This is a genomic window from Pseudomonas svalbardensis (assembly GCF_030053115.1).
GTDB lineage: Bacteria > Pseudomonadota > Gammaproteobacteria > Pseudomonadales > Pseudomonadaceae > Aquipseudomonas > Aquipseudomonas svalbardensis.
Genome location: NZ_CP125619.1, coordinates 5,549,655 through 5,575,329 on the forward strand (window position 1 = coordinate 5,549,655; position 25,675 = coordinate 5,575,329).

At 60.3% G+C, this 25,675-nt stretch carries 28 protein-coding genes; 13 read left to right on the forward strand and 15 right to left on the reverse strand.

Features of this window, described 5'->3' with window-relative positions:
• Positions 1-30: 30 nt before the first annotated feature.
• Together QFX16_RS25655 and QFX16_RS25660 are read right to left on the reverse strand one after the other, a co-directional pair.
• Positions 31-1,743: a DUF2138 domain-containing protein gene (locus QFX16_RS25655; protein ID WP_283181822.1), complete on the reverse strand. Its 1,713-nt coding sequence runs from the start codon at positions 1,741-1,743 to the stop codon at positions 31-33.
• A gap of 37 nt (positions 1,744-1,780) precedes the next feature.
• A complete protein-coding gene (locus QFX16_RS25660; RefSeq protein ID WP_283181823.1) occupies positions 1,781-2,572 on the reverse strand; it encodes a YfaP family protein in 792 nt (263 codons plus the stop codon).
• A 279-nt stretch (positions 2,573-2,851) separates the two neighbouring features.
• On the opposite strand from QFX16_RS25660, the gene QFX16_RS25665 reads away from it, so the two are divergent.
• The 7 genes from QFX16_RS25665 (at position 2,852) to QFX16_RS25695 (ending at position 11,258) form a co-directional block, all read left to right on the forward strand.
• Positions 2,852-3,979 carry a Fic family protein gene (locus QFX16_RS25665; protein ID WP_283181824.1) on the forward strand — a complete coding sequence of 376 codons (1,128 nt, stop codon included), beginning with the start codon at positions 2,852-2,854 and terminating at the stop codon, positions 3,977-3,979.
• 112 nt (positions 3,980-4,091) lie between these two features.
• Entirely contained in the window at positions 4,092-5,399 is a 1,308-nt protein-coding gene (locus QFX16_RS25670; protein ID WP_283181825.1) for an AAA family ATPase, read from the forward strand.
• On the forward strand, positions 5,392-5,982 hold the full coding sequence (locus QFX16_RS25675) for a retron system putative HNH endonuclease (protein WP_283181826.1): 591 nt from the start codon (positions 5,392-5,394) through the stop codon (positions 5,980-5,982). Before QFX16_RS25670 ends, QFX16_RS25675 begins: the two co-directional genes overlap by 8 nt.
• Before the next feature lie 103 nt (positions 5,983-6,085).
• Positions 6,086-6,328: an exodeoxyribonuclease VII small subunit gene (locus tag QFX16_RS25680; RefSeq protein ID WP_007894317.1), complete on the forward strand. Its 243-nt coding sequence runs from the start codon at positions 6,086-6,088 to the stop codon at positions 6,326-6,328.
• A complete protein-coding gene (ispA, locus tag QFX16_RS25685; RefSeq protein ID WP_095131404.1) occupies positions 6,325-7,212 on the forward strand; it encodes a (2E,6E)-farnesyl diphosphate synthase in 888 nt (295 codons plus the stop codon). The genes QFX16_RS25680 and ispA overlap by 4 nt, the downstream gene beginning before the upstream one ends.
• A gap of 92 nt (positions 7,213-7,304) precedes the next feature.
• Complete coding sequence (gene dxs, locus QFX16_RS25690; RefSeq protein WP_283181827.1) at positions 7,305-9,203, forward strand: 1-deoxy-D-xylulose-5-phosphate synthase; 1,899 nt, start codon at positions 7,305-7,307, stop codon at positions 9,201-9,203.
• A 171-nt stretch (positions 9,204-9,374) separates the two neighbouring features.
• Entirely contained in the window at positions 9,375-11,258 is a 1,884-nt protein-coding gene (locus QFX16_RS25695) for a TonB-dependent receptor domain-containing protein (RefSeq protein WP_283181828.1), read from the forward strand.
• Positions 11,259-11,374: 116 nt separating this feature from the next.
• On the opposite strand, the gene QFX16_RS25700 is transcribed toward QFX16_RS25695, so the two are convergent.
• From QFX16_RS25700 to nrdR, 12 genes are all read right to left on the reverse strand, one after another.
• On the reverse strand, positions 11,375-12,175 hold the full coding sequence (locus QFX16_RS25700) for a cobalamin-binding protein (protein ID WP_283181829.1): 801 nt from the start codon (positions 12,173-12,175) through the stop codon (positions 11,375-11,377).
• Positions 12,175-12,594 carry an MFS transporter gene (locus tag QFX16_RS25705; RefSeq protein WP_074871267.1) on the reverse strand — a complete coding sequence of 140 codons (420 nt, stop codon included), beginning with the start codon at positions 12,592-12,594 and terminating at the stop codon, positions 12,175-12,177. The genes QFX16_RS25700 and QFX16_RS25705 overlap by 1 nt, the downstream gene beginning before the upstream one ends.
• Entirely contained in the window at positions 12,591-13,208 is a 618-nt protein-coding gene (ribA, locus tag QFX16_RS25710; RefSeq protein ID WP_033059420.1) for a GTP cyclohydrolase II, read from the reverse strand. Before ribA ends, QFX16_RS25705 begins: the two co-directional genes overlap by 4 nt.
• A gap of 306 nt (positions 13,209-13,514) precedes the next feature.
• Positions 13,515-14,252, reverse strand: coding sequence for a substrate-binding periplasmic protein (locus tag QFX16_RS25715; protein WP_283181830.1), 738 nt, complete (start codon positions 14,250-14,252; stop codon positions 13,515-13,517).
• Positions 14,253-14,274: 22 nt separating this feature from the next.
• Positions 14,275-14,778 carry a phosphatidylglycerophosphatase A family protein gene (locus QFX16_RS25720; protein ID WP_003228639.1) on the reverse strand — a complete coding sequence of 168 codons (504 nt, stop codon included), beginning with the start codon at positions 14,776-14,778 and terminating at the stop codon, positions 14,275-14,277.
• Positions 14,775-15,740 carry a thiamine-phosphate kinase gene (gene thiL, locus QFX16_RS25725; protein WP_283181831.1) on the reverse strand — a complete coding sequence of 322 codons (966 nt, stop codon included), beginning with the start codon at positions 15,738-15,740 and terminating at the stop codon, positions 14,775-14,777. The genes QFX16_RS25720 and thiL overlap by 4 nt, the downstream gene beginning before the upstream one ends.
• A 20-nt stretch (positions 15,741-15,760) precedes the next feature.
• Positions 15,761-16,261: a transcription antitermination factor NusB gene (gene nusB, locus QFX16_RS25730; protein WP_008153530.1), complete on the reverse strand. Its 501-nt coding sequence runs from the start codon at positions 16,259-16,261 to the stop codon at positions 15,761-15,763.
• Positions 16,258-16,734: a 6,7-dimethyl-8-ribityllumazine synthase gene (ribH, locus tag QFX16_RS25735; RefSeq protein ID WP_003185938.1), complete on the reverse strand. Its 477-nt coding sequence runs from the start codon at positions 16,732-16,734 to the stop codon at positions 16,258-16,260. Before ribH ends, nusB begins: the two co-directional genes overlap by 4 nt.
• 91 nt (positions 16,735-16,825) lie before the next feature.
• Positions 16,826-17,917, reverse strand: coding sequence for a bifunctional 3,4-dihydroxy-2-butanone-4-phosphate synthase/GTP cyclohydrolase II (ribBA, locus tag QFX16_RS25740; RefSeq protein WP_033059428.1), 1,092 nt, complete (start codon positions 17,915-17,917; stop codon positions 16,826-16,828).
• A 31-nt stretch (positions 17,918-17,948) separates the two neighbouring features.
• Positions 17,949-18,626 (reverse strand): riboflavin synthase, encoded by a 678-nt coding sequence (locus QFX16_RS25745; RefSeq protein ID WP_283181832.1) that lies wholly within the window; start codon positions 18,624-18,626, stop codon positions 17,949-17,951.
• Between the two features lie 46 nt (positions 18,627-18,672).
• Positions 18,673-19,806, reverse strand: a complete 1,134-nt coding sequence (gene ribD / locus QFX16_RS25750; RefSeq protein ID WP_283181833.1) for a bifunctional diaminohydroxyphosphoribosylaminopyrimidine deaminase/5-amino-6-(5-phosphoribosylamino)uracil reductase RibD — start codon at positions 19,804-19,806, stop codon at positions 18,673-18,675.
• Positions 19,803-20,267, reverse strand: a complete 465-nt coding sequence (gene nrdR / locus QFX16_RS25755; protein ID WP_003228656.1) for a transcriptional regulator NrdR — start codon at positions 20,265-20,267, stop codon at positions 19,803-19,805. The genes ribD and nrdR overlap by 4 nt, the downstream gene beginning before the upstream one ends.
• A 128-nt stretch (positions 20,268-20,395) precedes the next feature.
• Here nrdR and QFX16_RS25760 point away from each other — a divergent pair, with 128 nt between their 5' ends.
• The 3 genes from QFX16_RS25760 to trxA all read left to right on the forward strand — a co-directional run bounded on the left by QFX16_RS25760 (position 20,396) and on the right by trxA (position 22,480).
• Positions 20,396-20,860 carry a YbaY family lipoprotein gene (locus QFX16_RS25760; RefSeq protein WP_283184638.1) on the forward strand — a complete coding sequence of 155 codons (465 nt, stop codon included), beginning with the start codon at positions 20,396-20,398 and terminating at the stop codon, positions 20,858-20,860.
• Positions 20,857-21,513, forward strand: coding sequence for a class I SAM-dependent methyltransferase (locus tag QFX16_RS25765; RefSeq protein ID WP_283181834.1), 657 nt, complete (start codon positions 20,857-20,859; stop codon positions 21,511-21,513). Before QFX16_RS25760 ends, QFX16_RS25765 begins: the two co-directional genes overlap by 4 nt.
• Before the next feature lie 94 nt (positions 21,514-21,607).
• On the forward strand, positions 21,608-22,480 hold the full coding sequence (gene trxA / locus QFX16_RS25770) for a thioredoxin (RefSeq protein WP_283181835.1): 873 nt from the start codon (positions 21,608-21,610) through the stop codon (positions 22,478-22,480).
• Here trxA and QFX16_RS25775 read toward each other — a convergent pair.
• A complete protein-coding gene (locus QFX16_RS25775) occupies positions 22,477-22,824 on the reverse strand; it encodes a hypothetical protein (RefSeq protein WP_223432919.1) in 348 nt (115 codons plus the stop codon). The two genes, trxA and QFX16_RS25775, sit on opposite strands and share 4 nt — an antisense overlap.
• A 135-nt stretch (positions 22,825-22,959) precedes the next feature.
• Here QFX16_RS25775 and QFX16_RS25780 point away from each other — a divergent pair, with 135 nt between their 5' ends.
• From QFX16_RS25780 to QFX16_RS25790, 3 genes are all read left to right on the forward strand, one after another.
• A complete protein-coding gene (locus QFX16_RS25780) occupies positions 22,960-23,538 on the forward strand; it encodes a DUF2796 domain-containing protein (RefSeq protein ID WP_283181836.1) in 579 nt (192 codons plus the stop codon).
• A gap of 151 nt (positions 23,539-23,689) precedes the next feature.
• Positions 23,690-24,400: an ABC transporter ATP-binding protein gene (locus tag QFX16_RS25785; RefSeq protein WP_283181837.1), complete on the forward strand. Its 711-nt coding sequence runs from the start codon at positions 23,690-23,692 to the stop codon at positions 24,398-24,400.
• Position 24,401: 1 nt separating this feature from the next.
• Positions 24,402-25,667 (forward strand): ABC transporter permease, encoded by a 1,266-nt coding sequence (locus QFX16_RS25790; protein ID WP_283181838.1) that lies wholly within the window; start codon positions 24,402-24,404, stop codon positions 25,665-25,667.
• The last annotated feature ends 8 nt before the right edge of the window (positions 25,668-25,675 follow it).

Here is a 25,675-nt window from a genome sequence, read left to right on the forward strand (position 1 = left end):
CCAGCAGGCCGAGGCCTCGGATAAGTGCTGTCACAGGGCTTTCCATTCCAGCGGCAGCCACTGCCAGTGGCCGTCGGGTTCGCTGCCTTCAGGCAAGGTCAGGGCGTATTTGCCGTAACCGCCGAGTTTGCGCAGTTTCGGGATCAGGTAGGTTTGCGCGGCGTTGTAGAACACCGGTTCCATGTCCTGCGGCAGGCTGTCGAGGGTTTCCTGTTGCATCAGTTGCGCCATCGAATCCGGACCGAAGTAGACCGGCATCAGCAGGTCTTTTGGCACCACGTCGGCCATCGGCGGGAAGCGTTTGTCGAGAGTACCGAGGGCTTTATCCACGAGTTTGTCGTCGAGGGAAAACAGCAGCGTCGAACCGTGGCGCGCCAGGCTGACTTTCATGAACGCCTTGCCGGTGATCGCGTCCGGTTGCTCGGCATCCTTGGCCTTGTAAGAACCGAAGTTGGAGCTGACCTGACGCTGCCATTGGTGGGTTGGGCCTTCCTGTTTCTCGACCACCGGGAACGCGTGCTCTTCGACGTTGCCTTCGTAAGCACCGACCATCGAGCCGAACAGGTTGCCCAGATCGCCGTCGAGTTTGGCGCTGTCATCATCGTTCAGGCTGGCCACCAGCAACGGCGTGTACAACCGCGAATCAGCGTACCAGCACAGGCCGGCGGCACCGGCCATGTGTTCGGTCAGGGCCTGGGCCACCGACTCTTCGGCGCCGAGTTTTACCAGCAATGGTTTCTGTTGTTCGGCAGCAAGTGGCAAGGCGACACAGGCACTGGCGCCCATCGGCATGGCTTGCCAGATCGGTTTGAAATCGAAGTCCGGCTGGTTGTCCAGTTCATCCATGGCCAGGAAGCTGTGCCAACCCTTGTCGTCCATGTCGAAACGCAGCCCGGCGAAGTTCGGGATGAAGCGCTGATACCCCATGGCCAGAACGCTGGAATTGACCGAGAGGCGTTGTTTCACCTCCGGCGCACGCGGTTGCAAGCCGAAGGCTTCGGGGAACAGTTTGTCGCCGTTGAGCAATGCGGCGATGGCCTTGGTCGAAACGCTGCCTGCCTCTTCCGATGAGCTGCTTTGCGGATCGTAGAGTTTGGTCGGGTTGGACAGCACCACCAGTTTGTCGCCGTGGGAGGCGAACACCAGGGCTTTGCTGGCGTTGTAGTTGAGTTGATAAAGCGCCACATCGTCAGCGCCGACTTTCACGTCGCCGAGCTTGGTCAGCTGCGAATCATCCAGCGCCACTTTGGCCAGCGGCTCCAGCACCTTGGCCAGCCCACCGCGATCCATCACCACCAGGAAATCCTTGAGCCGACCATCCGCCCCACGCCACAGCGCCACGTCTGCCGGTTGATCAAAGAGCTGCTCGATCAAACTGTCCTGCAACTTCAGGTCATGTTCGTAAATGATCCGCCGCAGGCTGCCGATCAAGCCGAGACGATCGGCATGCGCTTCGTAATAGAAGACGAAATCTTCGGTCAGGGTTTCCTTGAGGAACGGCACCGTCAGCAAGTCCTTGGGCAATTGGCTCAAGGAATGGGTTTCGAGCAGACCGTCCGGCCGGCTCATGCCCAGTTTGTCGCTGGCCAACGCCGCCGGGGGCGCCTTGGGTTTGAGCATTAACCAGCCCAACCCGACCGCGACACCGGCCACCAGGACCAGCCCGATCAGCAGCGCCGGCCAGCGGCGAGGAGTTTTGGCTGCTGGCGTTTCGGCGGCCGGAGAAACAGTGTTATCGCTCATGTTCACAAAACCCGATGTCATCCGTGGAGCGGGATGCTTAATAGTTGAAAGTCTTGACCAGCAGCAGGTCACCGATGGCCCGCAGGGGCACGATGAAGGTCTCGCGTTTTTCGTCGACGGTGTTTTCGTTGAGCACCAGGTTGATCTGTGAGGTGATCACCTCGTTCTGGTTGCTGGTCTCATCGAAGTTATAGCCGCCACTGCCGAAGTTGCCCCAATAGTTCACGTAAACCAGATAGGTGCCATGCATCGGCGCGGTCATGGTGAACATTTCCGGGCCGGGGCCATCGACGCCGTCCGGGTCCAGCCCGCCGCCGTTGCTCATCGCCGGGCGAGCCCAGAACGCGTGCTGGCCGTCGGGAGTAATGATGTGCAGATCGAGTTCGGCTTTCGGGTCGTCCCAACCCAACACCACGCGAATCCGCGCCGGGGTGCGCAGGTTGTTGGCTTCATAGAATTGAACGCGCTTGAGCGATTTGCCCTCGGCGCTGCGCACTTCGACGCTGTTGGAACCCGCGCCGAACGCATACGGCCGGGCGAAACGCCCCTGGTCGTCGGTGTACAGATTCAGCGGGTTGCCGTTGACGGCCAGGGTGTGCGGCCCTCGCTGGGTGCCGATGGCCTTGAGCTGGCCCTGGATCATGGTGCGATTGCGCTGCACACCGCGATCGATCGGTGGCGTGGGATAGGCGACTTGAGGATTTTCAGTGCGGTCCAGCAGGCCGGAATAACGCCAGCCACCCACGGGTTCCGACACCTCGGCCGAAGGCTCGGCCAACGCCGCGGTCGCGCAGACGAGCCCCATCAGCAATAGAAGAAATGAACGCATGTGACGCCTCCTGCCATGCATAACGAAACCTTGCGCCCGATCCTCGGCGCGTTACAGATCCAAAAACTGCGTTTCGTCAGAAAGACCCATGACTTTCGGGTCGTAGAAGCCGCGAAGATTAGCCATTCGGCGGTTTTTTAACAATCGGATACATCTACATTTGCGGTGGGATTCACGCTGGCAGCGTGGACGGTGAGCCGAATAGGCGTCATATTCGGCTCACCACATGAGCCGAATAACGTTTCTATTCGGCTCACCCATACCAAGAGCACCGAGTTCATGGCACCTCACTGGATCTGGCAGCAGCCCGATTGGCCGAATTTCAACTGGCAAGCCGAGCGCCTGACACCGCTATTGCGCGAGTGCGTGCAGGCCCAAGGTCGGTTGATGGGCATGGCCTGTTCAGTGGGCAGTTCGCTGAGCGCTCAGAGCGAACTGGATGCACTGTTGCAGAACATCGTGACGTCTTCGGCTATCGAGGGTGAACAGCTGAATGTCGGCTCGGTCCGCTCATCGCTGGCGCGGCGTTTGGGCCTGGAACAGGTCAATGGCAATCAAGTCAGCCAACGCAGCGAGGGGCTCGCGCAATTGATGCTTGATGCCACCCAGCATTTTGCGCACCCCCTGACGTTGGAGCGATTGCTGGAATGGCATAGTTGGTTGTTTCCGGATCAGGACACTGACTTCGCCGTACGGCCGATCCGTGTCGGAGCATTGCGCGGCGACGAGCCGATGCAGGTGGTGTCCGGGCGTCTAGACAGGCCGACCGTCCACTTCGAGGCACCGCCCCGCCAAGGTCTTGAACAGCAACTGAACACCTTCCTCGGCTGGTTTGAAGCCAGCCGGAGCCAGGAAGCACTCGATCCATTGCTGCGGGCCGGCATTGCGCACTTCTGGTTCGTCACCCTGCACCCCTTCGATGATGGCAACGGTCGCTTGACGCGAAGCATTACCGATCTTGCGTTGGCTCAGGGTGAGGCGCAGGCGATCCGTTTCTATGCCATGTCCGCAAGCATTCTCGAGGATCGCTCCGGCTATTACCGGGTACTGGAAACCAGCCAGAAGGCGACGGCGGATATCACCGAGTGGCTGGAATGGTTTCTGCAAACGCTGCTGCGCAGCTTGCAACAAGCCATGACCCGGATCGAAAGCGTGCTGGGCAAGGCGCGTTTCTGGCAGGCGCACCGAGAATCAGGGCTAATGGCCGAGCAGGCCAAGGTACTCAATCGCTTGCTCGATGGGGAGGGCAGCATCAGCGCGGCACAGTATCAAGCGGTGGCAAAAGTATCCAAGGCCACTGCGACTCGTCATCTGGCTGAGTTGCTGGAGAAGGGTTGCCTGAAACGCTTGCCCGGAGGTGGGCGCAGTACGCGTTATCAAATTGATGATTCAGACCCAATTCAATGATGAGCAACTCTCCAGTTTCAAACAAAGATTTTGACTGGAGCTCAATGTCATCTCATGGTCAACTACGGCCAGAAAAACCGTCGGCAAGGACGGTAGAACCAGAGGTAAGCCTGTGAAGCTGCGCAAACTGAAACTCAAGGATTTCCGTCGATTTGAAGACATTGAAATCGACTTCCATCCTGAACTGACGGTAATTGCCGCACGTAACGGACAAGGTAAAACTACCATTCTGGAAGCCATTGCCACCGCTCTAGGCCCCTTTGTGGGCGCATTCGATATGGGAAAGTCCAAGCACATCGAGCGTACCGACGCTCGTTATGTTCGCTTGGGCAACAGTTTTGAAAATGAGCAAAGGTTTCCGGTCGTCATTGATGCGGCTCTTGATACTCCAAGCATCCAGTGGCAGAGAGCCCTGCATGGCCCCAAAAGCCGTACGACAACCAAAGAAGCGGCTCCTCTGGCCAACTGGGGTAAGAATCTACAAGAGCTACTGCGTTCCGAAGTAGCGACTGCCTTGCCGCTAATTAGCTACTACCCAGCAGGACGGCTCTGGATCACCCATAACAACAGTTCACGAAAAGCGGTGGTGAGTGCCAGCAGAACCATGGGTTACGAAGACTGCTTATCCTCTGCATCCAACTTTGTGCAAATGCAGCAGTGGATGCGCAAGGCGACAATGGCACTGCTCCAACAACAAGAGCTACCAGGTTATGAGCAGTCAGACCTGAAACCCAGAATCGCCGGAATTCAAAACGCCGTAAATCTGGTTCTGGAGAATGAAGGGTGGAGCAACTTCCATTACAGCCTTGGCTATGAAGATCTCGCGATGTCTCACCCTGATCACGGGCTGCTGCCCATCAGTCTGCTCAGTGATGGCGTTCGCGCGATGATCTCGTTGACCGCCGACATGGCATTTCGCTGTGCGCGTTTGAATGGTCAATTTCAGGATAAAGCCCCGCTGCTGACTGAAGGCATTGTTCTGATAGATGAAGTCGACCTGCACCTTCACCCCGCTTGGCAGCAACAAGTGCTCGCAGCCTTACGTAAAGCGTTCCCAAAGATCCAGTTCATCGTCAGCACACATAGTCCACAGGTATTGACTACCGTGAACCGCGAACAGATCCGCGTGATTCACAAGGATGAGCAAGGCTGGATTTCTGAACAACCGGCAATGAGCCCTTTGGCACAGGAATCGGGAGACGCACTGGCAGGGGTCATGAATGTGAGCACCCGCCCTCCTATGGACATAGTTGAAACAGCTCACGAATATGAACAATTGTTCCGGGACGGCGCAGGCACCAGTCCACAAGCCAAACAGTTGAAAAAGGAGTTGGACGACGCAGGTTATGAAATTTCCGAAGCTGATATGACGCTCTGGACGTTCCTTGCAGCGCAAGTTAGGAAGGCGCGTAATGATTGAGTTGGCTCATAACCCTGTAACACCGCAGGCGCTTATGGATTTCAACGCGGCTCATCCACATGCGGGGCCAGGCGACTTCGATGGAAATGCCTTTCACTTAGTGAAAAAAATCGTGAAGGCGAGCCTCCATTACGATCAAGGCGGGCTTTGCGTTTATTGTGAAACGCCACTCGAGCCTGATTCAGGACAAATTGACCATATCAAACCTAAGCGCGGCAACGATGGGCACCCTCACTTGACGTTCACTTACACCAACTATGCGCACGGGTGTATCCGATCAGGTGGGTGTGGACAACGAAAAGGAGACCGGGTCCTTCCGATTGAACCTGCACCCGGCTGTAACGAGCGGTTCTCGCTGTCATCGGATGGCTCGCTGGAACCTATGCCCACTCTTAACCGGAGGGAAAAGCATGTGGTTCGCCAAACGAGAGACATGCTTGGGCTTCAAAGTGCTGCGCTCGTTCGTGAACGTGAAAAATGGATAAACGCCTTTGTCAGCCTCCTGAAGGAACAGCCATTGATTGCGAAAGATTTTCTGAGAGAAGCCCCCTTCCGCCATATTTTGCTTCGTTTGATCAGTTAGCCTCTTCGTCGTGCCAGTGAGTTAACGGGGTCCCGCCCATTTGCCCATACCCCCCATGTCTGCTAGTGTCGCGCCGGTTTAACGTCAACCGGAAATAGCCGCCATGGCCCGCAAAAAAGCTGCACTGGATTTCGAACAATCTCTCGCTGACCTGCAAACGCTGGTGGAGCGTCTGGAGAACGGCGAATTGTCGCTGGAAGACTCGCTGACGGCTTTCGAGCAAGGCATCGGTCTGACCCGCGATTGCCAGGCGGCGCTGGCTCAGGCCGAACAAAAGGTTCAGGTGCTGCTCGAGCGTGATGGCGAGCTGGCCGAGGAACCCTTCGACGCGGATCAGCCAGAATGATTGCAGCGTATTCGGCGACCAGCCAGGCCCGCGTCAATGCTGCACTGGAAACCCTGTTCAACGCGCCGAGCCCTGAGCTCGCGCGTCTGTACGAGGCCATGCGCTACAGCGTGATGAATGGCGGCAAACGGGTCCGCCCGCTGCTGGCCTACGCCGCGTGCGAAGCGCTGGGCGGCAAGGCCGAGCAAGCCAACGGCGCGGCGTGCGCGGTGGAGCTGATTCACGCTTATTCCCTGGTGCATGACGATTTGCCGGCCATGGACGACGACGACCTGCGTCGCGGCCAGCCGACCACTCACAAAAAATTCGATGAAGCTTGCGCGATTCTGGCCGGCGACGGCTTGCAGAGCCTGGCCTTCAGCGCCCTGCTCGACCCTCGCCTGAGCAACTCTGACGCTGAAATCCGCCTGCAAATGGTCAGCGCTCTCGCATTGGCCGCGGGCCCGGCAGGCATGGTCGGCGGTCAAGCCATCGACCTCGGTTCGGTCGGTCTGAAACTCGATCAAAAAGCCCTCGAATACATGCACCGGCACAAGACCGGCGCGTTGATCGAGGTCAGCGTCAAACTCGGCGCCCTGGCCAGTGGTCGCGCCGAAAAAGACGAACTCAAGTCTTTGCAGACTTATGCACAGGCCATCGGTCTGGCGTTCCAGGTGCAGGACGACATTCTCGACGTCGAAAGCGATACCGAAACCCTCGGCAAACGCCAGGGTGCCGATATCGCACGCGACAAGCCAACCTACCCGGCCCTGCTCGGTCTCGACGCTGCCAAGGCCTACGCCCTGGAACTGCGCGATCAAGCCCTGCATGCGCTGCGACCGTTTGACGCGGCAGCCGAGCCGTTGCGCGATCTGGCCCGTTATATCGTCGACCGGCGCAGCTGATGGCGTATCCGCCAAGTTAAAAGCAACGCGTGGGCAGGGGGCGATGCATCAGGTAAACTGCCGCATCTTTTATACCTATAACGATTCGCCTGATGCCCACGACGTTTCATGAGATTCCCCGCAAGCGCCCGACCACGCCCCTGCTCGACCGTGCCAACACGCCGGACGGCCTGCGCCGGTTAGGCGAAGCCGAGCTGGAAACCCTGGCCGATGAGTTGCGCCTGGAATTGCTCTACACGGTCGGTCAGACCGGCGGGCATTTCGGTGCCGGCCTGGGCGTCATCGAGCTGACTATCGCGTTGCATTACGTGTTCGACACCCCGGACGACCGGCTGGTGTGGGACGTGGGTCATCAGGCCTATCCGCACAAAATCCTTACCGGCCGTCGTGAGCGCATGGGCACCCTGCGCCAGAAGGACGGCGTTGCCGCCTTCCCGCGTCGTTCCGAGAGCGAGTACGACACCTTTGGCGTCGGCCACTCCAGCACATCGATCAGCGCAGCGCTGGGCATGGCCATTGCCGCCCGCCTGCAAAACAGTGATCGCAAGGCGATCGCCGTGATCGGTGACGGCGCATTGACTGCCGGCATGGCGTTCGAGGCGCTGAACCATGCGCCGGAAGTGAACGCCAACATGCTGGTGATCCTCAACGACAACGACATGTCGATCTCGCGCAACGTCGGCGGGCTGTCGAACTATCTGGCGAAGATTCTTTCCAGCCGCACTTACGCGAGCATGCGTGAAGGCAGCAAAAAGGTCCTGTCGCGCCTGCCTGGCGCTTGGGAAATCGCCCGTCGCACCGAAGAATACGCAAAAGGCATGCTGGTTCCCGGCACGCTGTTTGAAGAGCTGGGCTGGAACTACATCGGCCCGATCGATGGCCACGACCTGCCGACCTTGATCGCCACCCTGCGCAACATGCGCGATCTCAAAGGCCCGCAGTTCCTGCACGTCGTCACCAAGAAAGGCAAAGGCTTCGCCCCGGCGGAAGTCGACCCGATCGGTTACCACGCGATCACCAAACTCGAACCGCTGGACGCTCCGGCCGCCGCGCCGAAGAAAGCTGGTGGACCGAAGTATTCGGGCGTATTTGGTGAATGGCTATGCGACATGGCCGCTTCTGATCCGCGCTTGGTCGGCATCACTCCCGCGATGAAGGAAGGCTCCGATCTGGTGGCCTTCAGCGAGCGTTTCCCGCTGCGCTATTTCGATGTGGCGATTGCCGAACAACACGCCGTGACCCTCGCTGCCGGCATGGCCTGCGAAGGCGCGAAACCGGTGGTGGCGATTTATTCGACGTTCCTGCAACGTGGCTACGACCAACTGATCCATGACGTCGCAGTGCAAAACCTCGACGTGCTGTTCGCCATCGACCGCGCGGGTCTGGTGGGCGAAGACGGCCCGACTCACGCAGGTAGCTTCGACCTGTCGTTCCTGCGCTGCATTCCCGGCATGCTGGTGATGACCCCGAGCGACGAAAACGAACTGCGCAAAATGCTCACCACTGGCCACCTGTTCAACGGCCCGGCGGCGGTGCGTTATCCGCGCGGCTCTGGCCCGAACGCGACGATCGAGAAAAACCTCGAACCGATCGAAATCGGCAAGGGTGTGGTTCGTCGCCAAGGCAGCAAAGTCGCCCTGCTGGTGTTCGGCGTACAACTGGCCGAGGCGCTGAAAGTCGCCAAAACGCTGGATGCAACCGTGGTCGACATGCGGTTCGTCAAACCGCTCGATGAAACACTGGTTCGCGATATCACCGGCCGCCACGAGCTGCTGGTGACCATCGAAGAGAACGCGATCATGGGCGGTGCCGGTGGCGCCGTCAGCGAATTTCTCGCCCGCGAAAACATCCTCAAGTCGATGCTGCACCTGGGCTTGCCGGACAGTTACGTCGAGCATGCCAAGCCTGCGCAAATGCTGGCCGAGTGTGGGCTGGATGAGGCCGGGATCGAAGCTTCGATTCGTCAGCGCTTGCAACTGCTGAGCATCTAAACCTCAGACTTATGCAAAACCCCTTGTGGGAGCGAGCCTGCTCGCGATAGTGGACTGACAGTCAACTTATTCATTGACTGACACACCGTCATCGCGAGCAGGCTCGCTCCCACATTGGTTTTTTGTGCCTTTCAAAACCTGTGCTCGCCTCAAAGCGCCGATGGACTGCTGATGAAACTCTCCCGCCTCGCCCTGACGCTGACCCTGCTACCGGCCGGCGAACTGCTGGCCGACACCTTCGAACGCGACCAGGCCCTGAAGCTTCCCGACGTGCTGATCAGCGCCAACCGTCAGGTCGAAGCGCGCAATGACAGCAGCGCCGCCAACACCGTGTTCACCCGCGAAGACATTGATCGCCTGCAACCGAGCAGCGTGACTGACTTGCTGCGTCGTGTGCCGGGTGTGCAGGTCGGACAAACCGGCGGGCGCGGGAGTCTGCCGGGGATTTACATCCGCGGCACCAAATCAGCCCAAAGCCTGGTGCTGGTCGACGGCCAGCGCATCGGCAACTCCACCTCCGGCGACAGCAACCTGCAACACATCAACATCGAACAGGTCGAGCGCGTGGAAGTGCTGCGCGGTTCCCGCTCGGTGATTTATGGCAGCGATGCGATTGGCGGGGTGATCCAGATCTTCACTCGTCGCGGCGGCGAGCAAGGCCTGCAACCGCGAATGCACGTGGGCTTTGGCAGCAACCAGACCTGGGAACGCAGCCTCGGGCTGTCCGGCGGCGACGAGCAGACCCGATTCAATCTCGGTGCCAGCCTCGATGAAACCGCCGGAATCAATCGCACCCGCGAGTCGTATCCCAGCGACGGCGATCATGACGAATACCGCAACAAATCGATGAGTTTGAGCCTGAGTCACGCCCTCACCGATGACATCGAAATCGGCGCCAACCTGCTGGATAACCGTGGCAAAAGTGAGTTCGACAATCCGTTCGGCCGCTTCGACATGGACACGTTCGGGTCAGTCCAGCAGCAGCCCTACAGCGACTTCGCGGTGAGCAGCGTCAGCAATTATGTCGATGCGCGTATCAGTGACCTGTGGAAAACCCGCGTCGAGTTCGGCCACAGCGAAAACCGCGAAAAGACTTTGGACAAGCTCAGTGACGAACGCAGTGTGTTCAACACGTATCGCGACTCGGTGAACTGGCAGAACGACCTGACCCTCGACGAGCGCAACAGCCTGATCCTCGGCGGCGACTGGTACGAGGACCGGATCAACAGCAGCACGCCATTCGACGAGGACAGCCGCTGGAACCGTGCGGCGTTTATCCAGCATCGCTACCAGACGGACAGCTTCTCCACGGAACTGGGCCTGCGTCGCGACCAGAACCAGCAGTTCGGTGGCCAGAACAGTTGGAGCGGCACCTTTACCCTGCCGCTGAACCCCGACAACGATGTGCTGCTGACCTACAGCGAAGGCTTCCGCGCGCCGACCTTCAATGACCTGTATTACCCGGATTTCAGCAACCCGGACCTGAAGCCCGAGACCTCGAAAAGCTACGAGCTGCAATGGCGCAGTCAGCTGACCGACACCAGCCGACTGGAAGCTTCGCTGTACCGCACGGACCTGGAAGACGCGATTATTTTCGGCAGCAATTCACGGCCGCAGAACGTGGCCTCGGCACGGATCAACGGGTTCGAAGCCGCATTGAAACAGGAACTGTTCGGCTGGCAGAGCAACCTCGGCGTGGCGATCATCGACCCGCGGGATCGCGATAGCGGACACACTCTGGCTCGTCGCGCGCGGCGGACCTTGAGCCTGGATCTGGATCGGCAGTTTGACCGGCTAGGGCTCGGCGCCAGCTGGCAGGCTGTGAGCAGCAGCTATGACGATGAGAACAATCAGCAGCCGTTGGGCGGGTACGCGTTGCTGGGGTTGCGCAGTAGCTGGGAATTGAATCGTGAGATCAAGTTTGAGTTGAAGGTCGATAACCTGCTGGACAAGGGTTATAGCCGGGCGCTGTACAGCCATGACGGCAGTCAGAATGGGTATCGTGAAGAAGGTCGGGCGTGGATGTTTGGGGTGACCTGGACGCCGGAGCTCTGATCTGAAACCAGCGGTGTTTGGGCTGGCCTCTTCGCGAGCAGGCTCGCTCCCACAGGGGGTTTCGCACAGAGATCCAATGTGGGAGCGAGCCTGCTCGCGAAGGCCGCTCCTCGGTCTCAGCGGTCCGGCGCGATCACATGGCACAACTTCGCGGTCGCTTCGATCATCTGCCCGCTCGGCCGCTCCAGCCCCTTATCCGTCACCAACAGCAATTTCCCCTGCGCCACTGCGGCAACCTGCGGCCAGGCTTTCCACGCATCGAGTTGCGCCTGATCGCTGGCCAGAATCACGTCTGGATTACGCTGTAATACCGCCTCAATACTGACCTGGGGCGCCGGCAGGGTCAGGTCGGCAAACACATTGCGCGCCCCGCACACTTCAAGCGCATCGCTGATGATCTGCCCGCCACCAACGGTGTACAGCGGTCGATCCCAGACCTGATAAAACACCCGCAATGGCACATCCCGACTATACCGCTGGCGAAGCGAATCCAGTCGCTGACGCAAATTTTCGGCCAATGAAACACCACGCTCCGAACGGCCGAGTTGTGAGGCAATCGCTTCAATCTGCGAAGTGAGTTGTTCGAGGTTGTGGGGTTCAGCAATGTAGGTCGGGAGGTTCAACCGCTTGAGCTGTTCACGCTGGGCCGGGCCAACGCTGCCGGGCCAGAGCAACAGCAGATCGGGTTTGAGACTGAGCAGCTGTTCCATGTCCAGCTGACCGTACCGACCAACGGAAGGAAGGTCTTTGAGTTCAGCAGGACGCTCTCCCGCATCCAGCACACCCACCAACAGGTCGGCTGAATCCAGCTCAACAACGATTTCAGAGAGCGATGGCGCGAGGCTGACAACGCGTTCGACCGCAACCGTCGGGCCACTGACGGCCAGCAGCAAAACCGCCAGCCAGACGGGTCGCATCAGCCGAGTTGACGCGGAATACGGTAGAGGTAAAACAGCACCAGGGTCGACAGCGCCAGCAGCATCAACGGCACGGCTTCGAGGCCGACGAATACCGCCAGCGCGGCGATCCAGGCCGGCAGGCCGGCAGCCAGGAACGCCGTGCGACGCTTGGCAGCCAAGGCGATCCAGGCAGCAGGTTCTTCAGGGGTATCGAGGGCTTTTTGAGTGGCGATCAACGCGTGTTTGTAGCCGCCAAAGAATTTCAGGCTGACAAACATCGACGCCACACCGGCGATGAACAACGGCATCGCCAGCACCGGCAGGATCGCCTCGCTCTGGCCAAATACGCCGTTGATCACGAACAGCGGCACCAAAGCCAGCGCCAGGTATTGCCACCAATTGACGGACAGTCGCCGCCGAACCTGACCGCGGGTCACGCCCGGTCTGCCTCACCCTGGTGCTCGTTGCCCATCATGTGGTCGAGCTTGCTGGCCTTGGTGGCCAGGTAGAGTTTGTTATGCGGGTTATGGCCGGTGTGCAGCGGCACGCGCTCGGCGACCACGATGCCCATGTCGGTCAAGGCTTTGACCTTGCGTGGGTTATTGGTCATCAGACGCAGGGATTTCACGCCCAGGTGCTCCAGCATCGGCAGGCACATGGCGTAGTCACGTTGGTCGGCGGCAAAGCCCAGACGCTCGTTGGCTTCAACGGTATCGGCGCCGCCATCCTGCAATTCATAGGCGCGGATCTTGTTCAGCAGGCCAATACCACGGCCCTCTTGACGCAAGTACAGCAACACGCCCCGGCCCTCACGGGCGATGGCCTGCAAGGCAGCCTCGAGCTGCGAGCCGCAGTCGCAACGCTGGCTGAACAAGGCATCGCCGGTCAGGCATTCGGAGTGCAACCGGCCGAGTACCGGGGCACCGTCGACGAACTCACCCAGGCTCAGCACAACGTGCTCGCGCCCGTTTTCTTCATCGAGAAAGCCGTGCATGGTGAATTGCGCAAAAGGCGTTGGCAGCTTGGAAGCGGCGACAAAAACGACAGGCACCGGTGTGCTCCTGATCAATAAGTACTGGAGATTCGCAGAGGCGGCATTGTAACAGCACGTTCCGACAGACGCTTAGGCTGAATTATGGGGCATAACAATCAAAAAGTTAGATCACTAGTGCCTAAGGCCCAGTCTACGCACGCCCTGTAATTGAATGGACTCGCCCACGCCGAGGCGTCAATGCGCCACGGTGGCAGAGCCGTCGTGAAACCTGTCGACTCGGTCAGTCTGATACACCGCGGTGCCTGAATTTACGACGGCTTCGCCGCCGGACGCAGGCTTCGCCAGCGGCTACAGGGTTCGCGCTTAGTTTGAGTCGAACGGATAGGGTTGTTTCCAGCGCTCGAAGATCGGTTTCAGCTGGCCGTTCTTCACCAGTTGCTCCATGCGTTGGTCGAAAAGCGCCATCAGGGTGCGAGCCTTGGGGGTCTTGGCAAAGCACAGATACAGCGGCAGTTCCGCGATGTGGGTGCGACGGAACTGCGACGGATCCTTGGCCCACCTGAGGACATAGTCGACCTCGGTCAGCGCGTCGATGTAAAAGTCGGCGCGGTTGCGGGTCAACATCGACAAAATCCCGGTACGCCGCATGACTTCGTTATAGCGGCGTACGTTAGGCAGGTAATCCTGAAAGTCGTAGCCGCGGACCCAGGCCAGTCGATAGTTGCCCAGGGTTTCCGGGGTCGGCGCAGGGTTGCTGGCCAGCCCCAAGGCATAGATGTGATCGGTATCGAAGTTCCAGCGCGGATAGAGCAGATCGCTGGACTCATCAAGATAGGAGCCGACACAGGCATCCACTTCGCCGCGCTGGGCCAGGCCCATGGAGCGGACGTAGGGTTCGCTGCGGATGTCCAGCTTGACCCCCGCTGGCTCGAAGACTTCCCGCAACACGTCCCAGCCCAGACCGTGGCCATCGGCGGCGGTGTAGTCTTCCCAATCTTCGCTGGCCAGATGAATCACCGACGGCGTTGCATCCCCGTCACTAGCTTGGGCGAGCGAGCAAAACATCGCGAAAATCATCACAGCCAACCAGCGCCGAGCCATCCCTAGTCCCCTGTTTTGCCCGTCAGGCAAAAATCCATACCAGCCCCTGCATCGCCAACCACGCAAACACCCCGGCCAATACGTCATCGAGCATGATCCCAACGCCGCCATGCACATGCCGGTCGATCCAGCGAATCGGCCACGGCTTGAGGATGTCGAAGAAGCGGAACATCAAAAACCCCGCCAGCAACCAGTACCAACCTTCCGGCACCAGCCACAGGGTGATCCACATCCCGACCATTTCGTCCCAGACGATGCCTTCATGGTCGTGCACCCGCAAATCGTCAGCGACCTTGCCGCACAGCCAGAAGCCAAACAGCATGGTGATGCCGAGCATCAGCCAGTAACCCCAATCGGGCAGCATCTGCCACAACGGGATAAAGGGTAGCGCAACTAACGAACCCCAGGTGCCCGGTGCTTTTGGCAAGGTGCCCGAGCCGAAGCCGAACGCCAGGAAATGCCACGGATTGCGCCAGACCGAGGGCGGTACGAATTCCGCCGGGACCTGTTTGGGATGATCTGTCACGGTGTCTCCCGAAAATGTTGATAGCCCCGGGTTTGCGGGGTGATGTCTTGTCCATCAGCGTCCAGCAGCACTACGCCCTGCCCCGTCACAACACGCCCGACCACATGGATCGGCCAGCCGTCGCTCAACAATTGCGGCAACTCGACGGACGGCAAGGTAAAGGCCAGCACGTAATCATCACCACCGCTCAGGGCCGCTTTTTCGGCACCCGACTGGCCGAGGAAGGCGACTAAAGCGTTCGACAGTGGCAGCATGTCCCGTTCAACCTGAATGCCGACCTTCGATGCGAGGGCAATATGCCCGCAGTCCGCGAGCAGGCCGTCGGAGATGTCCAGCGCCGAGGTGGCTTTGCCGCGTAGCGCCTGGCCCAACGCGAGTTGCGGCTGCGGTGACCAGTAATGTGCCAGCAGCGGATCGGCGATGGTGGCTTCAGCCGTCCGCTGACCGAGCACCAGCGGCAATGCCCCCGCCGCGTTGCCAAGCTCACCGCCAACGCACAGCAAGTCGCCTGGCTGCGCACCGCTGCGGGTCAACGCCAGACCTGCCGGTACACGACCGAACACGGTCATGGTCAGGCTCAACGACCCACGGGTGGTATCACCGCCCACCAGGGCCACACCACAGCGCTGCGCCATGATGTTCAAACCACGGGCGTAGGCGTCCAGCCAATCGGCGGTCACCGTCGGCAAGGTCAGGGCAAGGGTAAAGGCAACGGGAGTGGCGCCCATGGCAGCCAGATCGCTGACGGCCACAGCCAGCGAGCGCTGACCGAGCAGAAACGGGTCGCAAGGATCTGTGAAATGCACACCGGCAACCAGTGTGTCGGTGGAAATTGCCAACTGCTCCCCGGGGGGAACAGCCAGCAAGGCGCAGTCATCGCCGATCCCGAGGGCAACGCCTTCGCCGCCTTGCGCACAAGGCGCGGCGGCGAAGAAATTGCGGATCAGCTCAAACTCGCCCATGGCAGCCATTCAAGCGCGAATCAGCGCTTGAACGCCTTCACTTCAGCTTCACGCAGACGCGGGGCCAGCTTGTCGAGTACACCGTTGACGAACTTGTGGCCGTCGGTGGAACCGAAGACTTTCGCCAGCTCGATACCTTCGTTGATCACAACGCGGTACGGCACGTCGACGCGCTTGAGCAGTTCCCAGGTCGACAGGCGCAGAACGGCCAGTTCAACCGGGTCCAGCTCTTCGATCGTGATGTCCAGGCACGGTGTCAGTGCAGCGTCGATCTCAGGCTTGTGAGCCGGAACGCCGTGCAGGATGTCGTGAAAGTAAGCGGCATCGACATCGCTGAAATCGTTATCGACCCGGAACTGCGCTTCGATCTCGTTCAAAGATTGCTTGGCCATGTGCCATTGGTACAGCGCTTGAGTCGCGAGCTGACGGGCTTCGCGACGCTTGACGCTTTTCGATGGCTTGCCGGCATCCGCAGGCTTTGGATCGCGCGGGTTGAAACGATCGCTTTCGTCGCTAATCACTTGGCCTCCAACTGCGCCAGCAGGCTGACCATTTCCAGAGCGGACAGGGCAGCTTCAGCACCTTTGTTACCGGCCTTGGTGCCGGAACGTTCGATGGCTTGCTCGATGGAATCAACAGTCAGCACGCCAAATGCGACTGGAACGCCGAACTCCATGGACACCTGGGCCAGGCCCTTGGTGCATTCGCCAGCCACGTATTCGAAGTGCGGAGTACCGCCACGAATGACCGCGCCCAGGGCGATGATTGCCGCGTATTCGCCCTTCTGAGCGACTTTCTGCGCAACCAGCGGGATTTCGAAGGCGCCAGGTGCGCGGATGATGGTGATGTCGCTTTCGCTCACGCCGTGGCGAACCAGGGCATCAACTGCACCGCTGACCAGACTTTCAACGACGAAGCTGTTGAAACGGCCTACTACCAAAGCGTAGCGGCCTTTAGGGGCGATGAAGGTACCTTCGATGGTCTTCAGGGTCATTCGTTAGATCTCTTAAAGAGCCGGGACGCGTTTTCTACGCGTCCCTCAGTGATGTGTTAACCGCGAATCAAGGACTGGAAACAACCGGTCATTATTCGGAGGGCACGTATTCTACAACTTCCAGATCGAAACCGGATATCGCATTAAATTTCATTGGCGCACTCATCAGGCGCATTTTGCGCACGCCCAGGTCCCGGAGGATCTGCGAACCGGCACCGACAATGCTGTAGGTGGTCGGTTTTTTCGCCGGTACGTGCTCCGCGGTTTCGCGGATATGCGCCAGCAACACGTCGCCATCGAGCGGGTGACCGAGCAACAGCACCACACCGCTGCCCGCCTCGGCAACCGCGGCCATCGCGGCGCGCAGGCTCCAGCGGCCAGGCTGCTTGACCATCAACAGGTCGCGCAACGGGTCCATGTTGTGCACCCGAACCAGGGTCGGCTCTTCGGCGCACACGGTGCCCAGAGTCAGGGCCATGTGCACGTCGCCTTCCACGGAATCACGATAGGTCACCAGGTTGAATTGGCCCAGTTCGCTGTCCAGCGGCTGCTCGGCAATCCGCTGAACGGTACGTTCGTGGATCATCCGGTAGTGAATCAGGTCGGCGATGGTGCCGATCTTGATGTTGTGTTCGGCAGCAAACGCTTCCAGTTCCGCGCGACGGGACATGGTGCCGTCGTCGTTCATCACTTCGCAGATCACGCCGCTCGGCTCGAAACCGGCCATGCGTGCCAGGTCGCACGCCGCTTCGGTGTGGCCGGCACGAGCGAGGGTGCCGCCAGCCTGAGCCATCAGCGGGAAGATGTGGCCGGGGCTGACGATGTCTTCAGCCTTGGCGTCTTTTGCGGCAGCGGCCTGCACGGTACGCGCACGGTCGGCGGCAGAAATGCCGGTGGTCACGCCGGTGGCTGCTTCGATGGACACGGTGAACTTGGTACCGAAGCCGGAACCGTTGCGCGGCGCCATCAAGGGCAGCTTCAGCAGTTCGCAGCGCTCGCGGCTCATCGGCATGCAGATCAGGCCACGGGCGTGCTTGGCCATGAAGTTGATGTGTTCTGGCTGGCAGCACTCGGCGGCCATGATCAGATCGCCTTCGTTTTCGCGGTCTTCGTCATCCATGAGGATGACCATCTTGCCTTGGCGGATGTCTTCAACCAGTTCTTCGATGCTATTGAGCGCCACAAGGCACCCCCCTTCTTTCGAAATTTGAGCTTCAGGATTTGAGGTAGCCGTTTTGGGCCAGAAAGCTTTCGGTGATGTTACTGGGCTCTTTAGAAGTAGAGCTGGGCTCTGCGGCCTTGTCGCCTAGTAATAGGCGTTCCAGATAACGTGCCAGCAAGTCAACTTCAAGATTCACCCGGCGACCTGGCTGGTAAGACGCCATGATGGTTTCGCTCAGGGTGTGCGGAATGATCGTCAGCAAGAACTCGGCGCCATCGACCGCGTTCACGGTCAGGCTGGTGCCGTCGACGGTGATCGAGCCTTTATGGGCGATGTACTTGGCCAGCTCTTTGGGAGCGCGGATGCGGAACTCCACAGCGCGAGCATTCTCAGTACGGGCAACCACTTCGCCCACGCCATCGACATGGCCGCTGACCAGATGCCCGCCGAGGCGAGTGGTCGGGGTCAGGGCTTTTTCCAGGTTGACCGGGCTGCCGCTTTTCAGATCATTCATGGCGGTGCAGTCGAGGGTTTCGCGACTGACGTCCGCCGCAAAGCCGTTGCCTGGTAACTCAACCGCGGTCAGGCACACGCCGTTGACCGCGATGCTGTCGCCCAGTTTGACGTCGCTCAGATCGAGCTTGCCGGTTTCTACGTGTACCCGCACATCTCCGCCTTTTGGGGTCAATGCACGAATACTGCCGATGGATTCGATGATGCCGGTAAACATGGAGTCCTCCTCGAGAACAGGGCCGTCGCGTGGCGCAGGCCCGGAATTATACGCTCGCCGCTGGCGAAGGAATGGCGATGACTCGCCAGTCATCGCCAACCGCGCGAATTTCGGTGATTTTGAGTTCAGGCGCATCCTTCATTTGCGCGAGCGGCCAATCCAGCAACGGGCGCGCAGACGAACCTAAAAACTTGCCAGCGATGAAAATCTGAAACTCGTCCACCAGCCCTTGCTGAGCGAAAGCCCCGGCGAGACGCGGCCCCGCTTCGACCAACACTTCGTTGACCCCACGGGCAGCGAGTTCGACCAGCAGTTTGCGCAGGTCGACCAAGCCTTCCTCGCCCGCCACGATCAGGCATTCCGGACCGTTGGCATATTGCTCCTCGATCGCCATGCACGTGGCGACCAATGCAGGCCCGGCCTTGAAGAACGGCGCATCCAGCGGCACGCGCAGGCGGCCGTCGATCAGCACGCGAAGCGGCGGACGGCTCATGGCCAGGGCCGTTTGCTCAGGATCCAGGCCTAGTTCATCGGCACGCACAGTGAGACGGGCGTTGTCTGCCAGCACCGTGTCGGCGCCGGTCAGCACTACGCTGGCCTGGGCGCGCAGGCGTTGTACCGCAGAACGCGCCGCTGTACCGGTGATCCATTGGCTTTCACCGCTTTCCATCGCTGTCCGACCGTCGAGGCTCATGGCCAACTTGACCCGCACGAACGGTAAGCCGTGCTCCATGCGCTTGAGGAAACCTTCATTAAGCTTGCGCGCTTCGCCTTCCAGCACGCCGCTTTCGATAGCGATGCCGGCCTGGGCCAGGCGCTGCATGCCGCGACCGGCAACCGACGGATTCGGGTCTTGCATCGCCGCGACCACCCGAGCCACACCGGCATGTACCAGCGCATCCGCACAAGGCGGCGTACGTCCGTGGTGGCTGCAAGGTTCGAGGGTCACGTAAGCGGTGGCGCCTCGAGCCTTATCGCCGGCGGCGCGCAGGGCGTGGACTTCGGCGTGGGGTTCGCCGGTGCGCACGTGCCAGCCTTCGCCGACAATCTGCCCGTCCCGCACGATCACGCAGCCAACCCGCGGGTTGGGATGCGTCGTGTAATGACCTTTGCGCGCCAGTTCCAGCGCGCGGGCCATGTAATGGGCGTCGAGGATGGCTTGTTCGGAAGAGGTGGTCATTCTTTCACCGGCTCACGGGCCAGGCGATCGATCTCTTCGCGGAACTCGTTGAGGTCCTGGAAGCGCCGATACACGGAGGCGAAACGAATGTAGGCGACTTCGTCGAGCTTTTGCAGCTCGGCCATCACCAGTTCACCGACGACAAGGGATTTAACCTCTCGCTCACCGGTGGCGCGCAGTTTGTGTTTGATGTGCACCAACGACGATTCCAGGCGCTCGACACTTACCGGGCGCTTCTCCAGCGCACGCTGCATGCCGGCGCGGAGTTTTTCTTCGTCGAACGGCTGGCGGCTGCCGTCGGTTTTGATCAGGCGCGGCAACACCAGTTCGGCCGTCTCGAACGTCGTGAAACGCTCGCCGCAGGCCAGGCATTCGCGCCGGCGGCGCACCTGTTCGCCCTCGGCGACCAGACGCGAGTCGATGACCTTGGTGTCGTTGGCACCGCAGAAGGGACAGTGCATGGTGGCAGGCAACAAAAAAAGGGAGGGCCATGGTAGCGCATCCCCGTGGCAAGACAAGCCATAGGGTTTGCGGTATACAGACGGGCTATAGAGCTAGATCCATGGATTTCACCTTGCTGGAGCCGAAAATGTCCCTAAGACCGCTCGTTTTGCTCAGTCTTTTCAGCCTGCTGGTGGCCTGCAGCAGCGATGCGCCCAAGCCCCAGCCGCCGACGCCAGGCCCCGCGCCACAGCAGGCACAGAAGAAAGCCAGGGAATCGGCCAACCTCGGCCCGCTGCCCGCATATCAGCGTGAATTGAGTGGCACCTTGCAAGGCGTGCCGGCCGGCGCCGAAGTCGAACTGGCGCTGCTGGTGATCGACGACAAGGACCGTCCGCAACAATTGCTGGCCAGTTCCAGCCTGATCGGCACCAATCAGATTCTGCCGTTTCACCTGCGTTTCAACCCGGAATCCTTCCCGGTCGGTGCCCGCGTTGAACTGCGTGGCCGCGCCAGCCAGTCCGGCCAGCTGATTTTGCATCTGCCGTCGCAAGTCATCAGCCAGCCAACGACGCAAGTGCTGGGTCAGCTGCAGTTCGTCAAAGCGCCATGACTGCACCGTTCGACCTGCAACAGGCGTTAGGCGAACTGCTCGGTGACGCACAGCTGGTTGCCTGTGAATTGCCGGACACCGACCTGAAGCTTTGGCTGATCGACGGCGACAACATGGACCGCGCGTTCAGCCCGGAAGAAACCCGGCGGATTCTGCATGAGCCGCCCTATTGGAGTTTTTGCTGGGCCAGTGGGCTGGCGGTCGCCCGTTATCTGGCGGCATTTCCTGAGTGGGTCAAAGGCAAACGGGTGCTGGATTTCGGCGCCGGTTCCGGGGTGGCGGGGATTGCGGCGGTGAAGGCCGGAGCGCTGGAAGTGGTGGCCTGTGACCTGGACCCGCTGGCGATTGCCGCGTGTCGGGCGAATGCCGAACTCAATGACGTACACCTCAACTACTCCACGGACTTTTTCGCCGAGGCGGATCGGTTTGATCTGATTCTGGTGGCCGACGTGCTGTACGACCGGGCGAATCTGCCGTTGCTCGATGAATTCCTGAGTCGCGGCCAGCAAACCCTGGTGGCCGATTCGCGCGTGAGGGATTTTCGCCACCCGTTGTATCAACGCATCGAGATGCTGGAAGCGATGACCTTGCCCGATCTGGCCGAGCCCGAAGAGTTTCGGCATGTGAGCCTCTACCACGCGCGGCGCGGCTAAAAGCTTCGCGGGCAATCTGTCAGACTGACCACACTTTCAGCCACACCCCGCCAAGTCGTATAGTTGCCCCATTCACGCTTTTACGAGATCCCCCATGAGTCAGGAAACGCCGTACATCTTCGACGCCACGACTGCCGATTTCGAGCAGTCGGTGATCGAGAACTCTTTCCACAAACCGGTGCTGGTGGATTTCTGGGCCGAATGGTGTGCGCCGTGCAAGGCCTTGATGCCAATGCTGCAAACCATCGCCGAGAGCTATCAGGGCGAGTTGCTGCTGGCCAAGGTCAACTGCGACGTTGAACCGGACATCGTTTCGCGCTTCGGCATTCGCAGCCTGCCGACGGTGGTGCTGTTCAAGGACGGTCAGCCGGTGGATGGTTTTGCCGGTGCACAGCCGGAATCCGCCGTGCGCGCGATGCTTGAGCCTCACGTGCAAATGCCTCCACCGGCTGCTGCCGACCCGTTTGAACAGACTCAGGTGCTGTTTGATGACAACCGCTTTGCCGACGCAGAAGCCACCCTCAAAGTGCTGCTGGGCGAAGACAACACCAATGCCAAGGCACTGATTCTCTACGCCCGCTGCCTCACCGAACGTGGCGAGCTGGGTGAAGCGCAAACCGTGCTCGACGCGGTCAAGAGCGACGAGCACAAGGCCACCCTCGCCGGCGCCAAGGCGCAGATCCAGTTCCTCGGCCAGGCCAAGGATTTGCCGGATGCGGCAGACCTGAAAGCGCGCCTGGCAAAAAATCCGCAGGACGATGAAGCGGTTTATCAGCTGGCGATCCAGCAACTGGCCCGTCAGCAGTACGACGCGGCGCTGGATGCATTGCTCAAGCTGTTCGTGCGCAATCGCAGCTACAGCGAAGGCTTGCCGCACAAGACCTTGCTGCAGGTGTTCGAACTGCTGGGCAACGATCACCCGCTGGTGACCACGTACCGCCGCAAGTTGTTTGCTGCGCTTTACTAACCTGCGTTGATCCAGCTGTAGAGCGGCGTATCCCCGCCGCTCGTCACTTTCACATCTGAGCAGTGGCGCAAACGCACCAGCAACCGCTTGCCCGACGCCGCGCTGCCGGTCAAACCTTCCAACTGATCGAGCAAATCCGGCCCGCTCAATTGCCCGGCCTTGCGCAGCAAATCCTTGGCGATCTGCCACAGCGCATCATCCTGATTGATCGGTTTTGCCGGTGCAGCACTGGCCTCCGGTTTCACCACCTGCAACTGCGCACCAAGCCGTGCCCAGTCGCCGTCATCCATCTCCAGCGTCAAATCCACCGGCCAGTCGCCGATGCTTCCGCGTATACGCAACATAAGACTGCTCCTGCACATTTCTGACTTGCATGCTCCCATGGGACTTGTGCAACGCCAAGCAGGCGGTCAAACTCTCGCCACCTACGTTATAAGATTACATAACAAACTCTTCATTTTACTTTTCGGAGACCCGCCATGCGCCGTCTGCTTCTCGCTCTGCCGTTTGCCCTGTTGCCGCTGGCCGTCGCCCACGCTGCCGATGAACATGATCATGAGCACGGCAGCCTCGACGCTCACGAACATGGTGTCGGTCGCCTGAACGCAGCGCTGGATGGTCAGACCCTGGAGCTGGAGCTGGAAAGCCCGGCGATGAACCTGGTGGGTTTCGAACACGCCGCCACCACCGACGCCGACAAAGCCAAAGTCGCCGCGGTTCGTGCGCAGCTAGAGAAACCGCTGGTGCTGTTCAACCTGCCGAAAGCCGCTGGTTGCGTGGTCGCGACTCAGGAACTGGAAAGCCCGTTGTTCGGCGACAAGCCGGATGCCGATGATGATCACGACGAAGCGGGCAAGGAGGAGCACCACCACGACCACAGCGAAATCCACGCTCACTACCAATTTAGTTGCTCGGCACCGGGCGCGCTGAAAAACCTGGATCTGGCGAACATCTTCAACACCTTCCCGGCGACCCAGAAGATTCAGGTACAACTGATCAGCCCGAGCGGGCAGCAAGGGGTTGAAGTGACGGCCAAGGCTGCCGCCCTCAAGTTCTAAATTCACCGCGGTACCAATGTGGGAGCGGCGGTGCGACGATTCGACTTGCTCGCGAAGGGGCCGTCAAATTCAACACAATTGTTGACCGTTAGACCGCTTTCGCGAGCAAGCCCGCTCCCACAGGGCTCACCTATTACCTGACCGGTTTCACATGACCCAAGCACTCATCGAACTGTCCGACCTGGGCTTCAGCTGGCCCGGTCATCCGCCGCTGCTGGATATCCCGGCGTTTCGCCTGGAGCCTGGGGAAACCCTGTTCCTCAAAGGTCCCAGCGGCAGCGGCAAGACCACCCTGCTCGGCCTGCTCGGCGGTGTGCAGAAGCCTGATCGCGGCAGCATCCGATTGCTGGGCCAGGAGCTGACCGAACTCTCGGCCGGCGCTCGCGACCGCTTTCGGGTCGATCACACCGGCTACATCTTCCAGCAGTTCAACTTGCTGCCGTTTCTCTCGGTGCGCGAGAACGTTGAGCTGCCCTGCCACTTTTCCAAACTGCGCGCGGAACGGGCGATCCAGCGCCACGGCAGCGTCGATCAGGCGGCGGCCACCCTCCTCGCCCACTTGGGTCTGAAGGATGAAAGCATCCTCAGTCGTCGCGCCGATTCGCTGTCCATCGGCCAGCAGCAACGGGTTGCCGCTGCGCGCGCGTTGATCGGTCAGCCTGAATTGGTGATTGCCGACGAACCGACTTCGGCCCTGGATTACGACGCTCGCGAGAATTTCATTCGCTTGCTGTTCGCCGAATGCCGCGAAGCCGGATCGAGCCTGCTGTTCGTCAGCCATGACCAGAGCCTGGCACCGCTGTTCGATCGCCACCTGTCGCTGGCCGATCTCAATCGCGCCGCCAACCCGTCCGAGGTCTGAGATGTATTTGTTTCGTCTAGCCATGGCCAGCCTGGCTAACCGCCGCTTCACCGCGATCCTCACCGCGTTCGCCATTGCCCTATCGGTCTGCCTGCTGTTGGCCGTGGAACGGGTGCGCACCGAAGCCAAGGCCAGTTTCGCCAGCACCATCAGCGGCACCGACCTGATCGTCGGCGCACGTTCCGGCTCGGTAAACCTGTTGCTGTACTCGGTGTTCCGCATTGGCAACGCCACCAACAACATCCGTTGGGACAGCTTCGAACACTTCGCCAACAACCCGAAAGTGAAGTGGGCGATCCCGATGTCCCTCGGCGACTCCCATCGCGGTTACCGCGTGATGGGCACCACCGAGGCGTACTTCGAGCACTATCAATACGGTCATCAGCAACACCTGGAACTGGCCGACGGCCGCGCCTTCGCCACCGACCCGTTCGAAGTGGTACTCGGCGCCGAAGTGGCCGATGCGCTGCACTACAAACTCGGTGAGAAACTGGTGCTGGCCCACGGCGTGGCGGTGATCAGTCTGGTCAAGCACGACGACAAGCCGTTCACCGTGGTCGGCATTCTCAAACGCACCGGCACCCCGGTGGACCGCACGTTGCATATCAGCCTCGGCGGTATGGAAGCCATCCACATCGACTGGCACAACGGCGTGCCAGCGCGCGGCAACGGCCGGATCAGTGCCGACCAGGCACGCAACATGGACCTGACGCCGCAAGCGATCACCGCGTTCATGCTCGGCCTCAACAGCAAGATTTCGACCTTCGCGCTGCAGCGTGAGATCAATGAGTTTCGGGGGGAGCCGATGCTGGCGATCCTGCCGGGCGTGGCGCTGCAAGAGCTGTGGAGTTTGATGAGCACGGCGGAAAAAGCCTTGTTCGTGGTCTCGCTGTTCGTGGTGCTGACCGGGTTGATCGGCATGCTCACGGCGATCCTCACCAGTCTCAACGAACGCCGTCGGGAGATGGCGATTCTGCGTTCGGTGGGTGCCCGCCCGTGGCACATCGCAACCTTGCTGGTGCTGGAGGCGTTTGCCTTGGCGCTGTCGGGCGTGATTGCCGGGGTGGGTCTTTTGTATGTGGGCATCGCCTTGGCCCAAGGTTATGTGCAAGCGAATTACGGCTTGTATCTGCCGCTGGCCTGGCCGAGCGAATATGAATGGACGCTGCTCGGTGGCATCCTGATCGCCGCACTGCTGATGGGCAGCGTGCCGGCCTGGCGCGCGTATCGCCAATCTTTGGCCGATGGCCTGTCGATCCGTTTATGAGGACGTTG